The 16,279-nt window shown below is 30.3% G+C and carries 14 protein-coding genes and 8 tRNA genes; 17 read left to right on the forward strand and 5 right to left on the reverse strand.

Features of this window, described 5'->3' with window-relative positions; genetic code table 11:
- Window positions 1–89: 89 nt before the first annotated feature.
- Genes BDW25_RS09635 through yhaM form a run of 3 tightly spaced genes read left to right on the forward strand, consistent with a single transcriptional unit; the run spans window position 90 to window position 5,150 of the window.
- Window positions 90–1,286, forward strand: coding sequence for a metallophosphoesterase family protein (locus tag BDW25_RS09635; RefSeq protein ID WP_002455151.1), 1,197 nt, complete (start codon window positions 90–92; stop codon window positions 1,284–1,286).
- Window positions 1,276–4,212 (forward strand): AAA family ATPase, encoded by a 2,937-nt coding sequence (locus BDW25_RS09640; protein ID WP_049418307.1) that lies wholly within the window; start codon window positions 1,276–1,278, stop codon window positions 4,210–4,212. The genes BDW25_RS09635 and BDW25_RS09640 overlap by 11 nt, the downstream gene beginning before the upstream one ends.
- On the forward strand, window positions 4,209–5,150 hold the full coding sequence (yhaM, locus tag BDW25_RS09645; protein WP_017176389.1) for a 3'-5' exoribonuclease YhaM: 942 nt from the start codon (window positions 4,209–4,211) through the stop codon (window positions 5,148–5,150). Before BDW25_RS09640 ends, yhaM begins: the two co-directional genes overlap by 4 nt.
- Window positions 5,151–5,208: 58 nt before the next feature.
- On the opposite strand, the gene prsA is transcribed toward yhaM, so the two are convergent.
- From prsA to BDW25_RS09665, 4 genes are all read right to left on the reverse strand, one after another.
- Window positions 5,209–6,168 carry a peptidylprolyl isomerase PrsA gene (gene prsA / locus BDW25_RS09650; protein ID WP_002449639.1) on the reverse strand — a complete coding sequence of 320 codons (960 nt, stop codon included), beginning with the start codon at window positions 6,166–6,168 and terminating at the stop codon, window positions 5,209–5,211.
- A gap of 223 nt (window positions 6,169–6,391) precedes the next feature.
- On the reverse strand, window positions 6,392–6,949 hold the full coding sequence (locus BDW25_RS09655) for a DUF3267 domain-containing protein (RefSeq protein WP_002449649.1): 558 nt from the start codon (window positions 6,947–6,949) through the stop codon (window positions 6,392–6,394).
- A gap of 199 nt (window positions 6,950–7,148) precedes the next feature.
- Window positions 7,149–7,532: a YtxH domain-containing protein gene (locus tag BDW25_RS09660; RefSeq protein ID WP_002449632.1), complete on the reverse strand. Its 384-nt coding sequence runs from the start codon at window positions 7,530–7,532 to the stop codon at window positions 7,149–7,151.
- Window positions 7,533–7,684: 152 nt separating this feature from the next.
- Window positions 7,685–8,110 (reverse strand): HIT family protein, encoded by a 426-nt coding sequence (locus BDW25_RS09665; RefSeq protein WP_002449628.1) that lies wholly within the window; start codon window positions 8,108–8,110, stop codon window positions 7,685–7,687.
- A gap of 134 nt (window positions 8,111–8,244) precedes the next feature.
- Between BDW25_RS09665 and ecsA the strand changes: the two genes are divergently transcribed.
- Together ecsA and ecsB are read left to right on the forward strand one after the other, a co-directional pair.
- Window positions 8,245–8,982 carry an ABC transporter ATP-binding protein EcsA gene (gene ecsA / locus BDW25_RS09670; protein WP_002455156.1) on the forward strand — a complete coding sequence of 246 codons (738 nt, stop codon included), beginning with the start codon at window positions 8,245–8,247 and terminating at the stop codon, window positions 8,980–8,982.
- Window positions 8,979–10,202, forward strand: coding sequence for an ABC transporter permease EcsB (gene ecsB / locus BDW25_RS09675; protein ID WP_049437167.1), 1,224 nt, complete (start codon window positions 8,979–8,981; stop codon window positions 10,200–10,202). Before ecsA ends, ecsB begins: the two co-directional genes overlap by 4 nt.
- A 55-nt stretch (window positions 10,203–10,257) precedes the next feature.
- On the opposite strand, the gene BDW25_RS09680 is transcribed toward ecsB, so the two are convergent.
- Window positions 10,258–10,758, reverse strand: a complete 501-nt coding sequence (locus BDW25_RS09680; RefSeq protein ID WP_002449647.1) for a hypothetical protein — start codon at window positions 10,756–10,758, stop codon at window positions 10,258–10,260.
- 247 nt (window positions 10,759–11,005) lie between these two features.
- On the opposite strand from BDW25_RS09680, the gene hemE reads away from it, so the two are divergent.
- The 12 genes from hemE (at window position 11,006) to BDW25_RS09740 (ending at window position 16,145) form a co-directional block, all read left to right on the forward strand.
- Entirely contained in the window at window positions 11,006–12,043 is a 1,038-nt protein-coding gene (gene hemE / locus BDW25_RS09685) for a uroporphyrinogen decarboxylase (RefSeq protein ID WP_002449650.1), read from the forward strand.
- A gap of 45 nt (window positions 12,044–12,088) precedes the next feature.
- Window positions 12,089–13,012: a ferrochelatase gene (gene hemH / locus BDW25_RS09690; protein WP_002449636.1), complete on the forward strand. Its 924-nt coding sequence runs from the start codon at window positions 12,089–12,091 to the stop codon at window positions 13,010–13,012.
- A gap of 17 nt (window positions 13,013–13,029) precedes the next feature.
- On the forward strand, window positions 13,030–14,424 hold the full coding sequence (gene hemY, locus BDW25_RS09695) for a protoporphyrinogen oxidase (protein WP_133945480.1): 1,395 nt from the start codon (window positions 13,030–13,032) through the stop codon (window positions 14,422–14,424).
- Window positions 14,425–14,527: 103 nt separating this feature from the next.
- The gene (locus BDW25_RS09700; RefSeq protein ID WP_002455161.1) at window positions 14,528–15,088 is read left to right on the forward strand and encodes an RBBP9/YdeN family alpha/beta hydrolase; all 561 of its coding nucleotides are present in this window, start codon (window positions 14,528–14,530) and stop codon (window positions 15,086–15,088) included.
- A gap of 324 nt (window positions 15,089–15,412) precedes the next feature.
- Window positions 15,413–15,486 (forward strand) — tRNA-Met (locus tag BDW25_RS09705).
- 14 nt (window positions 15,487–15,500) lie between these two features.
- Window positions 15,501–15,573: transfer RNA gene (locus BDW25_RS09710), tRNA-Asp, on the forward strand.
- Window positions 15,574–15,597: 24 nt separating this feature from the next.
- Window positions 15,598–15,670 (forward strand) — tRNA-Phe (locus tag BDW25_RS09715).
- An 11-nt stretch (window positions 15,671–15,681) separates the two neighbouring features.
- A tRNA-His gene (locus BDW25_RS09720) sits at window positions 15,682–15,757 on the forward strand.
- Window positions 15,758–15,770: 13 nt separating this feature from the next.
- Window positions 15,771–15,844, forward strand: a tRNA-Gly gene (locus BDW25_RS09725).
- Window positions 15,845–15,856: 12 nt separating this feature from the next.
- Window positions 15,857–15,931: transfer RNA gene (locus BDW25_RS09730), tRNA-Asn, on the forward strand.
- A 1-nt stretch (window position 15,932) separates the two neighbouring features.
- Window positions 15,933–16,004, forward strand: a tRNA-Glu gene (locus tag BDW25_RS09735).
- Window positions 16,005–16,054: 50 nt separating this feature from the next.
- Window positions 16,055–16,145, forward strand: a tRNA-Ser gene (locus BDW25_RS09740).
- Window positions 16,146–16,279 lie beyond the last annotated feature (134 nt).

The raw sequence follows: 16,279 nt of genomic DNA on the forward strand, positions 1-16,279 counted from the left end.
TCAAAGTTCATCGACCCATATTCATAAGATATGGTAAAATATAGTAATATATAAAGATACCTTATCAAACATTTAAGGAGCTTAAATTAATGGTTAAATTTATTCACTGTGCAGATTTGCATCTTGATAGCCCTTTTAAATCTAAACAACAATTATCGACAAGTATTTTCGAAGATGTACAAAAAAGTGCCTATGAGAGCTTTAAAAAAATTGTAGATGTAGCATTAAAAGAAGATGTTGATTTTATGTTAATTGTAGGAGATTTATTTGATAGTGAAAATCGCACATTACGTGCTGAAATTTTTTTAAAAGAGCAATTTAAACGTCTGGAAAAAGAACAAATATTTGTATACATATGTCATGGGAATCATGATCCTTTAACAACTAGAATTACAGATAATTGGCCTAATAATGTATCAGTATTTTCAAACCGTGTTGAAACCTATCAAGCGATTACTAAAGCTGGAGAACAAATTTATATTCATGGTTTTAGTTATCAAAACAATACAAGTTATGAAAATAAAATTGATGAATATCCATCTAGTCAAGGAAGTAATGGTATACATATAGGAATGCTTCATGGGACTTATAGTAAATCTAAAATAAAACAGCGTTATACTGAATTTATGTTAGAAGATCTTAATCATAAACTGTATCATTATTGGGCACTCGGTCATATTCATCAACGTCAAGAACTAAGTGATATGCCGCCTATTCATTATTCAGGTAACATTCAAGGTCGCCACTTTGGTGAAATAGGAACTAAAGGTTGTTTGCTTGTAGAAGGGGATCATCTACATCTTGAAACAACTTTTATACCAACTCAGTTTATACGTTTTGAAGAAGCTACAATTAAGACTGATAAAATTTCAAAACAAGGTATCTATGAGGAAATTCAAAAGTTTAAGAAACAAGTTCGTGAACAAGGTAAAGCATTTTATAGATTGACGATTAATATAGATAATGACAAAATTTTATCAACACAAGATATTCTTCAAATAAGAGAAATGATTAGTGAATATGAAGAAAATGAACATGATTTTATTGTCATTGAAGATATTATTCTTAATTATATACAGAATGAAGAAACACCTCTTATAAATGAATTTTCTAAAGAACTCATAAACGATGACAAAGTGTTTGAAGAGGCAATGACAGATTTATATTTAAATCCAAGAGCTTCAAAATATTTAGAAGACTACACCACTTTCAATAAGGCAAAACTCATTCATCGAGCTGAGAAAATATTAAAAGCAGATATGAGAGGTGAAGAAATTGATTATTAAATCACTTGAAATATACGGTTATGGTCAATTCGTACAACGTAAGATTGAATTAAATCAGACTTTTACTGAAATTTATGGGGAAAACGAAGCAGGTAAATCAACCATACAATCATTTATTCATTCAATTTTATTTGGTTTTCCCACAAAGAAAGAAAAAGAACCGCGTTTAGAACCTAGATTGGGAAATCAGTATGGGGGCAAGCTAACGCTTATTTTAGACGACAAATCTGAAATTAAAGTTGAGCGTGTAAAAGGTAGTGCTCAAGGTGATGTAAAAGTTTATTTAGAAAATGGATTGATAAGAGATGAAGCATGGCTTAAGAAGAAATTAAACTATATTTCAAAAAAGACATATCAAGGAATATTTTCATTTAATGTACTTGGTTTACAAGATATTCATCGAAATTTAGATGAACAACAATTACAAAGCTATTTATTAGAAGCTGGTGCTTTAGGATCTTCCGAATTTACATCTATGGGGCAAATTGTTAATCAGAAAAAGACTACGCTTTATAAAAAAGCTGGAAAGAACCCAATTCTAAACCAACAAATTGAAGAACTAAAACAATTAGAAGCACAAATAAGAGATGAAGAAACCAAATTAGACGAATATCAACGTCTTATAGATGAAAAAGATAAATCAGAACGCCATCTTTCTCATTTAAAAGAAAATCTTAAGCAATTATCAAAAATGCATGAAAATAAGCAAAAGCAGTTAGGACTTCATGCTCATGCGCAAGAATGGAAATCACTTGAGCATCATTTAAATATCGAACCGTTGAAGTTCCCAGAACAAGGTATTGAACGATATGAAACTGCATTAAAATATAAACAATCACTTGATCGAGATATAGGATTAAGGGATGAGAAGATAAGACAACTAGAAAATGAATTTAATTTAATTCAGATGCCTGAGGATAGAACTGTAAGTGATATGTATCATCTTTATCAACAAGAGAGTGATATCAAACAATCTGAATTAAAAGCTAAGGCTTTAAAAAAGGAAATAGAAACTTTTGAACGTTCTCAGCAAACATTAAAAGATGATATCGGTTGGAATGAAGTTTATCATGAAGCGGATACTTCTGAAACGATGAAGGATTATATAAGTGAAAAAATTAAAAATTATAATCATCAATTAAATCAAAAGCAACAAGTTGAACGTATGATTGGTGAGCATAATATTGAAAAAAAGGAAATTGAAAAGGAAATTAAGTCATTGGAAAGTGAACTCGTTTCTGAAACAGCACTTGAAAAGAAAAAAGAATATAATCAGCAAAAAATAGAATTACATGAAAAAGAAAGTTTATACTCAAAATTAAAAGCCTCCTTTGAATCAGAAAAAGAAAGAAAACAAAAACAATATCGATGGTTGAAAATCAGCTTTATCATTTTGGCTTTGATAAGTGTTGGTTTGACTATTTTTGCATTTATTACAACTAGTATCACTTTTAGTATTATTTTTGCAATTCTTACTGTGATATTTTTAGTAGGTTTATTCTTTAGTAAAAATAAAGATATTGATTATAGTGAAACAATTAGTGAGGAAATTAGTGATTTAGAACAACAACTTAAAGCACTCGAAGATAAATACGATTTAGATTTCAATCTAGATGATCAGTACCAATTGCGTGAACGTTGGAATAATGCTAATAATACTAAAACAGTACTTTCTAATAAACTTAACCATCAACATTCAATTTTATCAGATATTCAGTCTTCAATTGATGCATTAGCACAGGATATTTCCGAAGTCAAACAAGACATTAAAGTATCAGATAAAATGTCAGATGAACGTTTAGTAGATAGTTTGAAAACAATGAATCAACTTAAAGCTAATGATAAACAACTTAATAAATTATTATTAGAGAACATAGAGTTAAACCAAAATTTAATTAACTTCTATGATTATGCCCAGGATGTTACTAAAGATAGTTTCGATGAGTTTAATAAAATTTCATTATTTAATGATTTGAAACGTTGGATTTCTCAGTATGAAAGTAAAAAAGAAAAGAAAACGCAATTACGAAATCAATTAACCTTATTAAGTAAAGAATTAAAACAGTTAGAAAGTCGTTTGGATGAAAATAAAACAACTATAAACGAGTTGTTTAAATATATCGAAGTGCAAAATGAAGAACAATATTATCAACATTACGAAGCTTATCAACGTTATCAACAAAAACTATCACGATTCAATGATTTATCTACCTATTTGAGTAATCATGAATTCTCTTATGAAGATAGTTCTGTTTTAAGTGAAAAAACAACTGCTCAATTAGAAGAAGAAGATCAAATGTTAGCTCAACAAGTTGATGATTATAATGATAAATATTTGGAGAAACAAACTGAAGTGAGTGAACTTTCTTCACGTATTCATCAAATGGAAACAGATAAAACACTATCTCAATTGCGCCATCAATATTATAATTTAAAAAATAGAATGAATGATATTGCTAAAGATTGGGCAAGCTTAAGTTATCTTGAGACACTAATTAATGAGCACATTAAACAAATTAAAGATAAACGACTACCATATGTGATAGATGAAGCCATTAATATTTTCAAAACATTAACTGATGGTAAGTATAATCTAATTACTTATGAAAATGATTCAATTAAAGTTAAACATCGAAATGGACAAATGTATCATCCACTTGAATTAAGTCAATCAACGAAAGAGTTGCTATATATTTCATTAAGACTTAGTTTAATTAAGGTGTTGAAACCATATTATCCTTTCCCAATTATCATTGATGATGCATTCGTACATTTTGATAAACAAAGAAAATCAATGATGTTAAACTATTTAAGAGAATTATCTCAAGAACATCAAGTATTGTACTTTACTTGTACAAAAGATACTACGATTCCTTCTCGAGAAATGCTGATATTAAATAAAAAAGAGGAAGGCGGTAAACGATGAGAAACGTAGAAAAATTAAATCCTGGTGATTCGGTTGAGAATTTTTTCTTAATCCACAGAGCAACACAAGGTGTAACAGCACAAGGTAAAGACTATATGACATTATATCTTCAAGATAAAAGTGGAGATATTGAAGCTAAACTATGGACTGTCACAAAAGATGATATGAAAATCCTTAAACCAGAAATAATTGTATGGGTAAAAGGGGATGTTATTAACTATCGTGGCCGTAAACAAATGAAAGTCAACCAATTTCGATTAGCAACAGCAGAAGATGGAGTGAAAACACAAGACTTTGTAGATGGTGCGCCACTTTCACCTAACGAAATTCAAGATGAGTTATCACATTTTATCTTAGAAATTGAAAATGCACATTTACAACGTATTACGCGTCATTTATTAAAAAAATATCAAGATAAATTCTTTACTTATCCTGCAGCAAGTTCTCATCATCATAACTTTGCAGGAGGATTAAGTTATCATGTATTAACAATGTTAAAAATTGCAAAATCATTGTGTGATATCTATCCATTATTAAATAGAAGTTTGTTATATAGCGCGATTATTTTACACGATATTGGTAAAGTAAGAGAATTAAGTGGACCAGTTGCCACAACGTATACGGTAGAAGGTAATTTGCTTGGACATATTTCAATAGCAAGTGATGAAGTTGCTGAGGCGGCAAAAGAACTTGGCATTGATAGTGAAGAAGTCATGTTATTGCGACATATGATTTTAGCACACCATGGAAAAATGGAGTTTGGTTCTCCTAAATTGCCACATCTAAAAGAAGCAGAAATTTTATTCTTTATTGACAATATTGATGCAAAAATGAATATGTTTGATAAAGCATTTAAGAAAACAGAAAAGGGACAATTTACTGAAAGAATCTTCGGTATGGATAACCGTCAATTTTATAATCCAGAGAAGTTAGATTAATATTAATAGACGAAAAAAGGTCGGAACAATTTGTTCCGACCTTTTTGATTTATGAAAATTATGAAGATAATCCTGATGAAGCACCACTACTTTGTTGTTCTTTTAATTTTTCTGGATTAAGTATAGTATCTTCTACAGATTTTTTAATATCACTATCTTTATAATCTACGTTGTATTCTTTTAATAAGTCTTTATAAGCATTAGTCAATAGTTTTGGGTTTTTTTGAACTTTTTGTTCAATAATTTTTGTTTTTAATTGAGATTTTTGTTTGTTAAAGTCATCTTCTTTATTAGCTTTGATAATGTGATAGCCGTATTCTGTTTTAACAATGTCAGAAATTTGACCTTCTTTTAGTTTAAATAAAGCTTTATCAAATTTATCGACCATTTGTCCTTTAATAACATAACCTAATGATCCGCCTTTTTTAGCTGAAGCAGAATCCATTGATTCTTTTTTGGCAAGTTCATCAAATTTATTTGGATTTTTTTCAACTTCCTTTTGAATTTTTTCAGCTTTTGCTTTTGCTTTTTTATCTGATAAACCTTCTTTATCACTATCAGATTTAACTTTAATTAAAATGTGTGATGCTTTCTTAGTGTCATCTTTTATTTCTTTGTCAGAAACTTTGATTTTATCATTAAGTAATTGTTTTTGGTAAGCAGATAGTCTTTTCTGTTCTTTGTAATCATCAAGTGTCATACCTTGTTGTTTTAGCATACTTTCAAATTGATCTTTACCACCATATTGTTTTTCTTCTTTTTTAATATCATCATCGATACGCTTAGTATCTACTTTGTCTTTATATTTATCAGCTAATATTTTATTTAACTCAATACTAAATGATGTGCTGGCAATTTGATCTTTACCAATTTTATCCATAACATCTTTAACGGTTACATTACCAGCTTTTGAAGAAATTAATGTATTATCTTTAGAATCTGTAGAATCAGAACTACATCCTCCTAGTAATAAAACACCTGCTGTAACAGGGACAATGAGTTTATTCATAATTTTCATAGTTGATAGCTCCTTTGTGTATGTTAACAAAGTTACTATAACATAATATAATTATTCCACCAATTAATAAAAGATGATTTACAACTAAAGTATTAGATGAAAAATAATTTAAAAAAAGTCTACAATATCATTCAATATCATAGACTTTTTAATATATTCAAAATAACCACTAGACTGTATTTTAATTTTGATTGAATACGTTTATAATTACCATCTTTATATCTTAGATATTTGAATGGAAGGGCACTTTTGTCAGTAAATTAATACCTGTTTGGTGTTCTTCAACAAATTGTCCTTCTTTTGAAAAAAGAATAATTTTTAAATATAAAAAATCCATAACTGATAAACCAAGATTTAAGGCAAGTAAGAACATAAAATAATGTCCATAACTTGGAAAATGATAAGTTAGGAAAATTAAAATGCTTGTAATTATTAAAAATGGCAAAATAAGATTAATGCAAAAATAAAACTTGCGGACAGGCGTATTCACATACGTATTAAAATAAGGAAGCCATTTTTTCTTATTCAACTTGTGCCATCTAAATGCATGAATATAAGGTAAAAAGAAAAATAAATGTATTGTTTTGTGAATAGGGTACATGAGAATAATAAATAATATTAGAAGTAAAAAGTATTTATCTGATAAAGGCGTTTTTACAAAATAATACATAATCTCATAACTAACTAAAAACGCAATAATAGTTGTTACAATACTCAAAAAAGCAATTCTTGGAACACCAAATCGCGCATGAATATCTATATGACGTTTACATAAAAACATGACTACACCTCGAAAATAGGTCGTTTAATATACGATAGGTATTATCTAACTAAGTTGAGTTATCGTCAAGATAATTTTTAATAGCTATTGTAATATAGAACAATGTTTTTATATTAGATTGTATATTTATAAAAAAAGCCATAAAGAAATCTATTAATATAAATTTCTTTATAGCCAAATTGAGCTCAATGTTAGAGTTCTATTTGTTATTATTCTTATCTTCTGAAAATGTATTACTAATTTCTTCGCCACGATTTTGAAGATTTTCAATATGAGATTTTAATTTTTCAATATTAGGATTGATATCAGATTTAAAATCTCCGATTAAAGTCTTAAATTCGTTTGCAATGTCGCTGCCTTGTTGTACACCGTCATTTTTCACTTGCTTACTATAATCAATAATATTATAGAAACTACGTTTAATTGTTTCGATTTCTCGTTCTAATTCTGAGCGAGCACCAGTAGGAACTTTTTGTCCAGAGGCATTAGCATTATATCTTTGTTGATCACGATTCATCCATGATACGGCAATACCAGAAGCAAGTCCCACACCGATACCAAATAATACACGTGTAACCTTCATTTTTTATTCTCCTCACTATTATGTCGTTTATAGAATAAATCATATCATTTTATGAAGTAAGTAACGATTGACTTAAGTTACTTACTATAATTATTACATCGACATATTGATTTCATTTTATATTACCCGTAAATGATATTCAATATGCAGAATTATTCAAATTGAGCTTTAATTTGTTCAGCAATATCTTTTTTCTGTTCATCGCTAATTTCGTTTTCATGAGTTTCCCATTGATAACCAAAACCATCAATATCATCTTTATATCGTGGTAGGAAATGGAAATGTAAATGAAATACTGACTGATCAGCATATTCACCATTATTTTGAATAATATTTAATCCATCAGGTTGAAATGCTTTTTTAATGGCATTTGCTACTTTTGGAATAGCAACTCCAATGTGTTTCATTGTTTCTTCATCAGTTTCAAAAATATTAGGAGAAGCTTTCTTCGGAATTAAAAGTGTGTGTCCTTTAGTAACTTGAGAAATATCTAAAAATGCATAAACATAATCGTTCTCATAAACCTTATAGCTTGGAATTTCACCAGTAAGAATTTTACCAAAAACAGTTTCTGACATAATTACATGCACTCCTTTAACCTATTTTTACTCATTATTATAACATTGTTATTTTAAAAATTCGCTAATGAGTTATAGCAAACTTTAGTAGTTATATAATGATTTTGGTACAATATAACTCATGGAGGTGCCTTATGACAGTTAAAGTTGAACATTTAACAGGAGGATATGGTAAACGTCCTGTTATTGAAAATATAAATTTTGAATTAAAAAAAGGTGAAATAGTAGGATTAATTGGTCTCAATGGCGCTGGAAAAAGTACGACCATTAAGCACATGCTTGGATTATTAACGCCAATGGAAGGAACACTTTCAATTTCAGATACCAATATTAATGATGATATTGAAATCTACCGTCGTAAACTATCCTATATTCCTGAATCACCAGTCATTTATGAAGAATTAACATTAGAAGAACATATAGCCATGACTGCTATGGCTTATCAAATAAGTAAGGAAGAAGCAATGAAACGTGCGCGTCCTCTACTAAAAACATTTAGACTTGAAAATGAACTTAATGTTTTTCCTAGCCATTTTTCAAAAGGAATGAAACAAAAAGTAATGATTATATGCGCATTTATTGTCAATCCTGAACTTTATATTATTGACGAACCATTTCTTGGTTTGGATCCATTAGGTATACAATCTATGCTTGATTTGATGGTTGAAAAGAAAAATGAGGGGCGTACAGTACTAATGAGTACTCATATTCTTGCAACTGCTGAAAGATATTGTGATCGATTCATTATTTTAGATAGAGGAAAAGTGGTTGCTTTTGGAAATCTAGAGGAACTACGAGAACAAACGGGTCTTAAAGATCAAACTCTTGATGATATCTATATCCATGTTACGCAAGGTGGTCAAGCGACATGAATAATGAAGCCATAGCATTATTTAAACAACGTTATGATGCAATAAAGAAAGAAAAACATTATTATAATAAATTTATTTTTAATGGTCATTTTACTGTATTCTTAGTTATTTTATTAGGAGCCTTTATATTAGGTTATGGTCAATGGTTACAACATATTCCTAAAAATATAGATTATGCATTCTTAGCAAGTATTGTAATTGCTTTAACTTCAATCTTTCCATTTCGAACATTTTTAAAAGATGCTGACAAGTTATTTTTGCTTCCTTTTGAGAAGAATATGGAAGATTATATAAAATTAGGCCTAAGATATAGTTATTTTAATCGTATAATATTGCAAATAGTGTTATTAATTGTATTGTTTCCATTATTTTATAAGCTTAATCAACAATTAGTTGTATCTTATATCGTGATGAGTGTATTAGCGCTTATTCATCCTATTTTAGGATTACGCTTAAAATGGCAATGGTATCGTGCGAGATTGTCTCAATGGATATTAAATATCTTAATATTTTCACTTAATTTTATAACGTATTATCTAGTTTTAGGGAATCAATTATATTTTGCCATTTTATTAACAATAATATTCTTTGGCATGGTGTATCTTATACCTAAATTTAAGAGTCTTACATTATTTCCATGGGAACAGTTGATTTCAGTAGAAGAAAGACATCATACAAATTATTATAAATTTGTAAATATGTTTACTGATGTTAAGCATTTAAAAGAAAATGCAGCAAGACGCAAATATTTAGATTTTCTTTTACCCACACCCAAAGGACGCCGTTTTAATTCGCACAATATGTATCTTTATTTATTTGTGAGAAGTTTTGTAAGAGGGAAAGATGCATTAAGTATTATTCTTCGACTTGTTATCATTGCACTTGTACTTATGATTTGGCTGTCTCATCCACTTGTTTCTATTATTATTGGTAGTTTATTTATGTATATTATTTTATTGCAAATGTCTCAGTTTTATACGCAGCAAGCGTATGGACTATGGCCTCAAGTTTGGCCTGTATCAGATAGTGAAGTAATCAAAGGATATGAAAAATTCTTATATCGCCTTATGATTATGATAGGTATTATTTTCGCAATCATTTTTATCATTTTTTATATGAAATACTTCTTTTTTGCAATTGTATTCTTTATTGTAGGATGGTTGACGATTAGAAGTACGATTAAAAAATTGCAATATCAGGAAACTTTATTAAGAGATTAAAAAAAGAGGGAACTTAAGATGTATTAAACACATACTTAAGCGTCCTCTTTTTATGTTAATCGTTAATAGGATATAAATATCTTTCAAAATAACTTGAATGTTGACTGCTTGAGCCAAAATAATGTCTTAATGCTTCTTTAGAAAAATAATCATTAAACATATCAGATGATTTAAAATCTTCGTATGTTTGACGACTAGCGAAGCCAAAGTAAATTTTATAAGTAGTACCTTCTTCAGGTCTTAAGAAACGATAACTTTTAAAACCAGCAAATTGACTAAAATCTAAATTCAAATTTGAAAGACGTTTTTCTAGTTGATTGACATGATCATCTGAACTTGGAATGAAGATAGCTGAATAGAAATGTTGATTATTAAGTTCATTTATTTCATTAATAACTTCATAAGTAGTAGGATGTTTAAGTATAGATTTATCTTCGGATTCTTCGATAATGACTGAAGAATCATTAGTTGAATAAATAAACAGATGATTCTCAGAATGATTTAAACGAATTTGATTTAAATAGTCATAAGTTCCATAAGTTGTATATATTTTCATAAGCTATACCTCCTTTATTTATGTATATTATACGATTAAATGATAAGACTAGCTATTATAAATAATTAAAATAAGAAAATAAATTGTGAATAATTTATTTAAATCAATTCACTTATAATTACAAATTTAAAATTAAAGAATAGATAGAAGTGCTTTGTCATTTTTATGACATTTAATATTTAAGAAACGCGAAATCTTTTATGTTGTGATATTATGAATAAGAATGATTTTAATTTAGGAGGACAAAATGGTGCATAAAAAAAATAATACAATTTTACAAACAATTAAAGGGGAATTAACCTCACACACACCTGTGTGGTTTATGCGCCAAGCTGGCAGATCGCAACCAGAATATCGCAAATTAAAAGAAAAGTATTCACTTTTTGATATTACACATCAACCAGAACTTTGTGCATATGTAACACATCTACCTGTTGATAATTACAATACTGATGCAGCTGTGTTATATAAAGATATTATGACACCACTTAAACCTATCGGAGTAGATGTTGAAATTCAATCTGGTATAGGACCTGTAATTCACAATCCCATTAAATCTGTGAAAGATGTGGAAAAATTAACTCAAATCGACCCCAAAAGAGACGTGCCTTATGTGCTAGAAACAATTAAAATTCTAACTGAAGAAAAATTAAATGTACCTTTAATTGGATTTACGGGTGCTCCCTTTACATTAGCATCTTATATGATTGAAGGCGGGCCGTCTAAAAACTACACATTTACTAAGGCAATGATGTATGGCGATGAAGAGACTTGGTTTGCTTTAATGAATCATCTTGTAGACGTTTCAATTAAATATGTAACTGCTCAAGTTGAAGCAGGTGCAGAATTGATTCAAATTTTTGATTCATGGGTAGGCGCACTTAATGTACAAGATTATCGATATTATATAAAACCATTTATGGATCGGTTGGTCTGTGGAATTAAAGAACAACATAATATTCCTGTTATATTATTTGGTGTAGGGGCTAGTCATCTTATTAATGAATGGAATGATTTACCAATAGATGTTCTAGGTTTAGACTGGCGTACATCTATTTTGCAAGCAGATCAATTAGGTGTAAATAAAACATTACAAGGTAATTTAGATCCTTCATTATTACTAGCGCCATGGGATGTATTAGAACAAAGAGTTAAAGCAATACTTGATGAAGGAATGCAAAGAGGTAAACATATATTTAACTTAGGTCATGGCGTTTTCCCAGAAGTTCAACCAGATACACTTAAAAAAGTAACACAACTGGTTCATGATTATACGCAAAAATAAAATTAGAATCATAAAAATTTATTTTTAAAAGGGAAGGTTTTAAGAATGACTAAAACAGTAGGTTTATTAGTAATGGCATATGGTACGCCATATAAAGAAAGTGATATTGAACCATATTATACAGATATACGACATGGTAAAAGACCAACTGAAGAAGAGCTTCAAGATTTAAAAAATCGTTATGAATTTATAGGTGGACTTTCTCCACTTGCAGGTACCACAAATCGTCAAGCTGAAGCACTTACAGATGCACTTAATAAAACATATGATGATGTAGAATTTAAATTATATTTAGGATTGAAACATATTTCTCCTTATATTGAAGAAGCAGTTGAAAAAATGCATAATGATGGTATTACAGAGGCAGTTACAGTCGTATTAGCGCCTCATTATTCAAGTTTTTCAGTAGGTTCATATAATAAACGGGCTAAAGAAGAAGCGGATAAATATGGTATACAACTACATCATGTTGAACGTTATTATCAACAACCTAAATTTATTAAATACTGGACAAATAAAGTAAATGAAACACTAGCTAAAATTCCGGAAGAAGAACATGATGAAACAATTTTAATCGTGTCTGCGCACAGTTTACCTAAAGGATTAATAGAACGTAATAATGATCCTTATCCTAATGAAATTAAAGATACAATGGATCGTTTAGAAGCTTCTACAAATATTAAACATGTAGCGCAAGGGTGGCAGTCAGAAGGTAATACAGGTACGCCCTGGCTAGGACCTGATGTACAAGATTTAACAAGAGAATTATACAAAGAACATCACTATAAAAACTTTATTTATACACCCGTTGGATTTGTTTGTGAACATCTTGAAGTACTTTACGATAATGATTATGAGTGTAAAGTTGTTTGCGATGACATTGGTGCTAATTACTATCGACCAGAAATGCCTAATACAAATCCGTTATTTATAGGTGCAATTGTCGACGAAATTAAAACAGTTTTTTAAAAAGGAAGGGACATGTTGTGAGTAAAAAAGTTGCAATTATAGGCGCTGGCATTACAGGTCTAGCCAGTGCATATTATTTTAAACATTATAATGAAGACATAGATGTAACTATTTTTGAAGCAACTTCAAGACCTGGAGGTAAAATTCAAACTTATCGCCGCGATGGTTATACTATTGAACTTGGTCCAGAATCTTACTTAGGTCGAAAAACGATCATGACAGATTTAGCAAAAGATATAGGTCTTGAAGATGATTTAATTACGAATCAAACAGGACAATCCTATATTTTTGCTAAGAACCAATTGTATCCTATTCCTGGCGGATCAATTATGGGAATTCCAACAGATATTAAACCTTTCTTAAAAACACGTTTAATTTCTCCTTTAGGAAAATTAAGAGCAGGATTAGATTTAGTTATTCCGCCTATTAAAATAGAAAATGATATTTCGGTTGGTGAATTCTTCAGAAAACGTTTAGGAAACGAAATGCTGGAAAATTTGATTGAGCCTCTTATGGGAGGAATTTATGGAACAGATATTGATCAATTAAGTTTGATGAGTACGTTCCCTAATTTCAAGCATAAAGAAGAATCATATGGTAGTTTAATTAAAGGAATGAAATATGAAAAACGCGAACGTACAAGAAAACGTCAGCTTTATCCGGGCGCTCCTAAAGGACAATTCAAACAATTTAGACATGGGCTAAGTTCATTTATTGAAGCACTAGCTAAAAATGTTGAACAAAAAGGTGTACACATCAAATACAATACACCAGTAGAAGATATTCATATTCATAATGATAATTATGAGATTGTTACACATAATAGTCGAGAGACGTTTGATGGTTTACTTGTTACGACACCACATCAAACGTTTATGAAATGGTTTAATCATGATTCAGCATTTGAATACTTTAATACTATGGATTCTACTACAGTTGCAACGGTTGTATTTGCATTTGATGAGAAAAATATTGAAAATACTTATAATGGTACTGGATTTGTCATTGCGAGAACTAGTCATACAGATATTACTGCATGTACTTGGACGACTAAAAAGTGGCCATTTACAACACCAAAAGGTAAAGTATTATTACGTGCGTATGTAGGAAAACCTGGCGATACGGTTGTAGACGACCATACTGATGAAGAAATTGTAAATATCGCACGTCGAGATTTAAGTAAAATGATGACGTTTAAAGGTGATCCAGATTTTACGATAGTAAATCGATTACCAAAAAGTATGCCACAGTATCATATTGGTCATATGACTCAAATTCGCAATATACAAACCCTTGTAAAACGTCAATATAACGGGTTACGCATTACCGGTGCACCGTTTGAAGCGGTAGGCTTACCTGATTGTATTCAACAGGGTAAAAATGCTGTTGAAGAATTAATAGACGAATTATAAATAAAGCATAGTAAATAAGCACTTTTTAGAGGTTATATTTTCTCTTTAAAGTGCTTTATTTTAAAATAAATAGTCATTATTAAGGAGAAAAGGAGAATAAGAAATGACAGATGTAATTATTGTTCACTCACAAATAGGAAATGCACATAATCATTGGTATCAATGGTTAAAACATAACCTAGCGCTTGAAGGATATAATGTACAATTGTTTAATTTAGATAAAGAGGATAACAAAAAATTAGATACGTGGATAAAGGCTATGAAACAACAAATTAAAATCAATCATCCTGATACGTATGTTGTAACCCATGGCTATGGTTCAATCGCTGCCTTGAAATTTATTGAACAAGTAGATTTAAAACGTCCAATAGAAGGCTTTTTTAGTATTGCTGGATTTAAAGAAGATGCGCAAGACATTGATGAATCTGTTAATTTAGATCATATTACCATTGATTATGATGAGATTAAGAAAAAGGTTAAACACTTTCACGGCCTTGCTTCAAAAGATGATGAACATGTATCTTATAAGGAAACTGAAAAGTTGTTGCAAGCTTTAGGAGGATCAATTCGAATTGTTGAAGAAGGAGGTCACTTCCTAGAAGAAGAAGGCTTCGTTTCTTTCAGTGAACTACAAGAAAAAATGCAAAAATATATGACACAATAATGTTAGAGTGGGAAAGTATCAAATAGTAATATAAAGAGTAATAAATAATTATGAGATTTTATAACCAAATTATCCCATAAAATAAATTTTTTTAAGTTTAGCGTTTTTTTACACAAATTAATTTATGGTTTTTATTGACTATATGGATATTAATATATATACTAATAAAGTATTAAAAAAAGCACTACTAAAAAATAATTATCTCATAATTATTTAAATTTATAATTAAAGTATTGTAAAATTTATTTTAAAAAAGTGTTGACATTACAGTGACTTAAATGATATATTAATTAAGTATTCATTTGAAGTACTAAATAATATTAACGCGGGATGGAGCAGTTCGGTAGCTCGTCGGGCTCATAACCCGAAGGTCGGTGGTTCAAATCCGCCTCCCGCAATACATAATTTTATAGGTCTCGTAGTGTAGCGGTTAACACGCCTGCCTGTCACGCAGGAGATCGCGGGTTCGATTCCCGTCGAGACCGTCATTACTTTTGACTTATGATTAAGGTTCAGTAGCTCAGTTGGTAGAGCAATGGATTGAAGCTCCATGTGTCGGCAGTTCGATTCTGTCCTGAACCATTTACACTTTGGCGGTTGTGGCGAAGTGGTTAACGCATCGGATTGTGGTTCCGACACTCGTGGGTTCGATTCCCATCAACCGCCCCATAATCGTTATTAAGCGGGTGTAGTTTAATGGCAAAACCTCAGCCTTCCAAGCTGATGTTGTGGGTTCGATTCCCATCACCCGCTCCATAGTTTAATTATTCCGCAGTAGCTCAGTGGTAGAGCTATCGGCTGTTAACCGATCGGTCGTAGGTTCGAATCCTACCTGCGGAGCCATGGCTCCTTGGTCAAGCGGTTAAGACACCGCCCTTTCACGGCGGTAACACGGGTTCGAGTCCCGTAGGAGTCATATAAACAGAAGTGAAACATCGCTTCTGTTTTTTTATTTAATTGAATAGAGGAGAGTTGTCCGAGACTGGCTGAAGGAGCACGCCTGGAAAGTGTGTAGGCGCTTTATCGCGTCTCAAGGGTTCGAATCCCTTACTCTCCGTATCAAAAGCTTTATATCATAGGGTTTAGACTTAGCAAGTGTCAATTATGTGTCAAGAAAATAATTCTCTGACATGTTGACCTTGCTCTTTTTATGTTCTTACTCTCCGTACAGTAGCTCAGAATGGTTATTTT

The organism is Staphylococcus sp. AtDRG32 (assembly GCF_004365845.1).
Lineage (GTDB): Bacteria > Bacillota > Bacilli > Staphylococcales > Staphylococcaceae > Staphylococcus > Staphylococcus hominis.

Excerpts from the sequence above, each read along its gene's own strand:
- BDW25_RS09635 (WP_002455151.1), top strand. The coding sequence starts at position 90 with ATGGTTAAATTTATTCACTGTGCAGATTTGCATCTTGATAGCCCTTTT.
- hemH (WP_002449636.1), top strand. The coding sequence starts at position 12,089 with ATGACTAAAACAGTAGGTTTATTAGTAATGGCATATGGTACGCCATAT.
- BDW25_RS09700 (WP_002455161.1), top strand. The coding sequence starts at position 14,528 with ATGACAGATGTAATTATTGTTCACTCACAAATAGGAAATGCACATAAT.
- prsA (WP_002449639.1), bottom strand. The coding sequence starts at position 6,168 with ATGAAAATTATGAATAAACTCATTGTCCCTGTTACAGCAGGTGTTTTA.
- BDW25_RS09665 (WP_002449628.1), bottom strand. The coding sequence starts at position 8,110 with ATGTCAGAAACTGTTTTTGGTAAAATTCTTACTGGTGAAATTCCAAGC.
- BDW25_RS09680 (WP_002449647.1), bottom strand. The coding sequence starts at position 10,758 with ATGAAAATATATACAACTTATGGAACTTATGACTATTTAAATCAAATT.
- BDW25_RS09655 (WP_002449649.1), bottom strand. The coding sequence starts at position 6,949 with ATGTTTTTATGTAAACGTCATATAGATATTCATGCGCGATTTGGTGTT.
- hemE (WP_002449650.1), top strand. The coding sequence starts at position 11,006 with ATGGTGCATAAAAAAAATAATACAATTTTACAAACAATTAAAGGGGAA.
- BDW25_RS09660 (WP_002449632.1), bottom strand. The coding sequence starts at position 7,532 with ATGAAGGTTACACGTGTATTATTTGGTATCGGTGTGGGACTTGCTTCT.
- yhaM (WP_017176389.1), top strand. The coding sequence starts at position 4,209 with ATGAGAAACGTAGAAAAATTAAATCCTGGTGATTCGGTTGAGAATTTT.
- ecsA (WP_002455156.1), top strand. The coding sequence starts at position 8,245 with ATGACAGTTAAAGTTGAACATTTAACAGGAGGATATGGTAAACGTCCT.
- ecsB (WP_049437167.1), top strand. The coding sequence starts at position 8,979 with ATGAATAATGAAGCCATAGCATTATTTAAACAACGTTATGATGCAATA.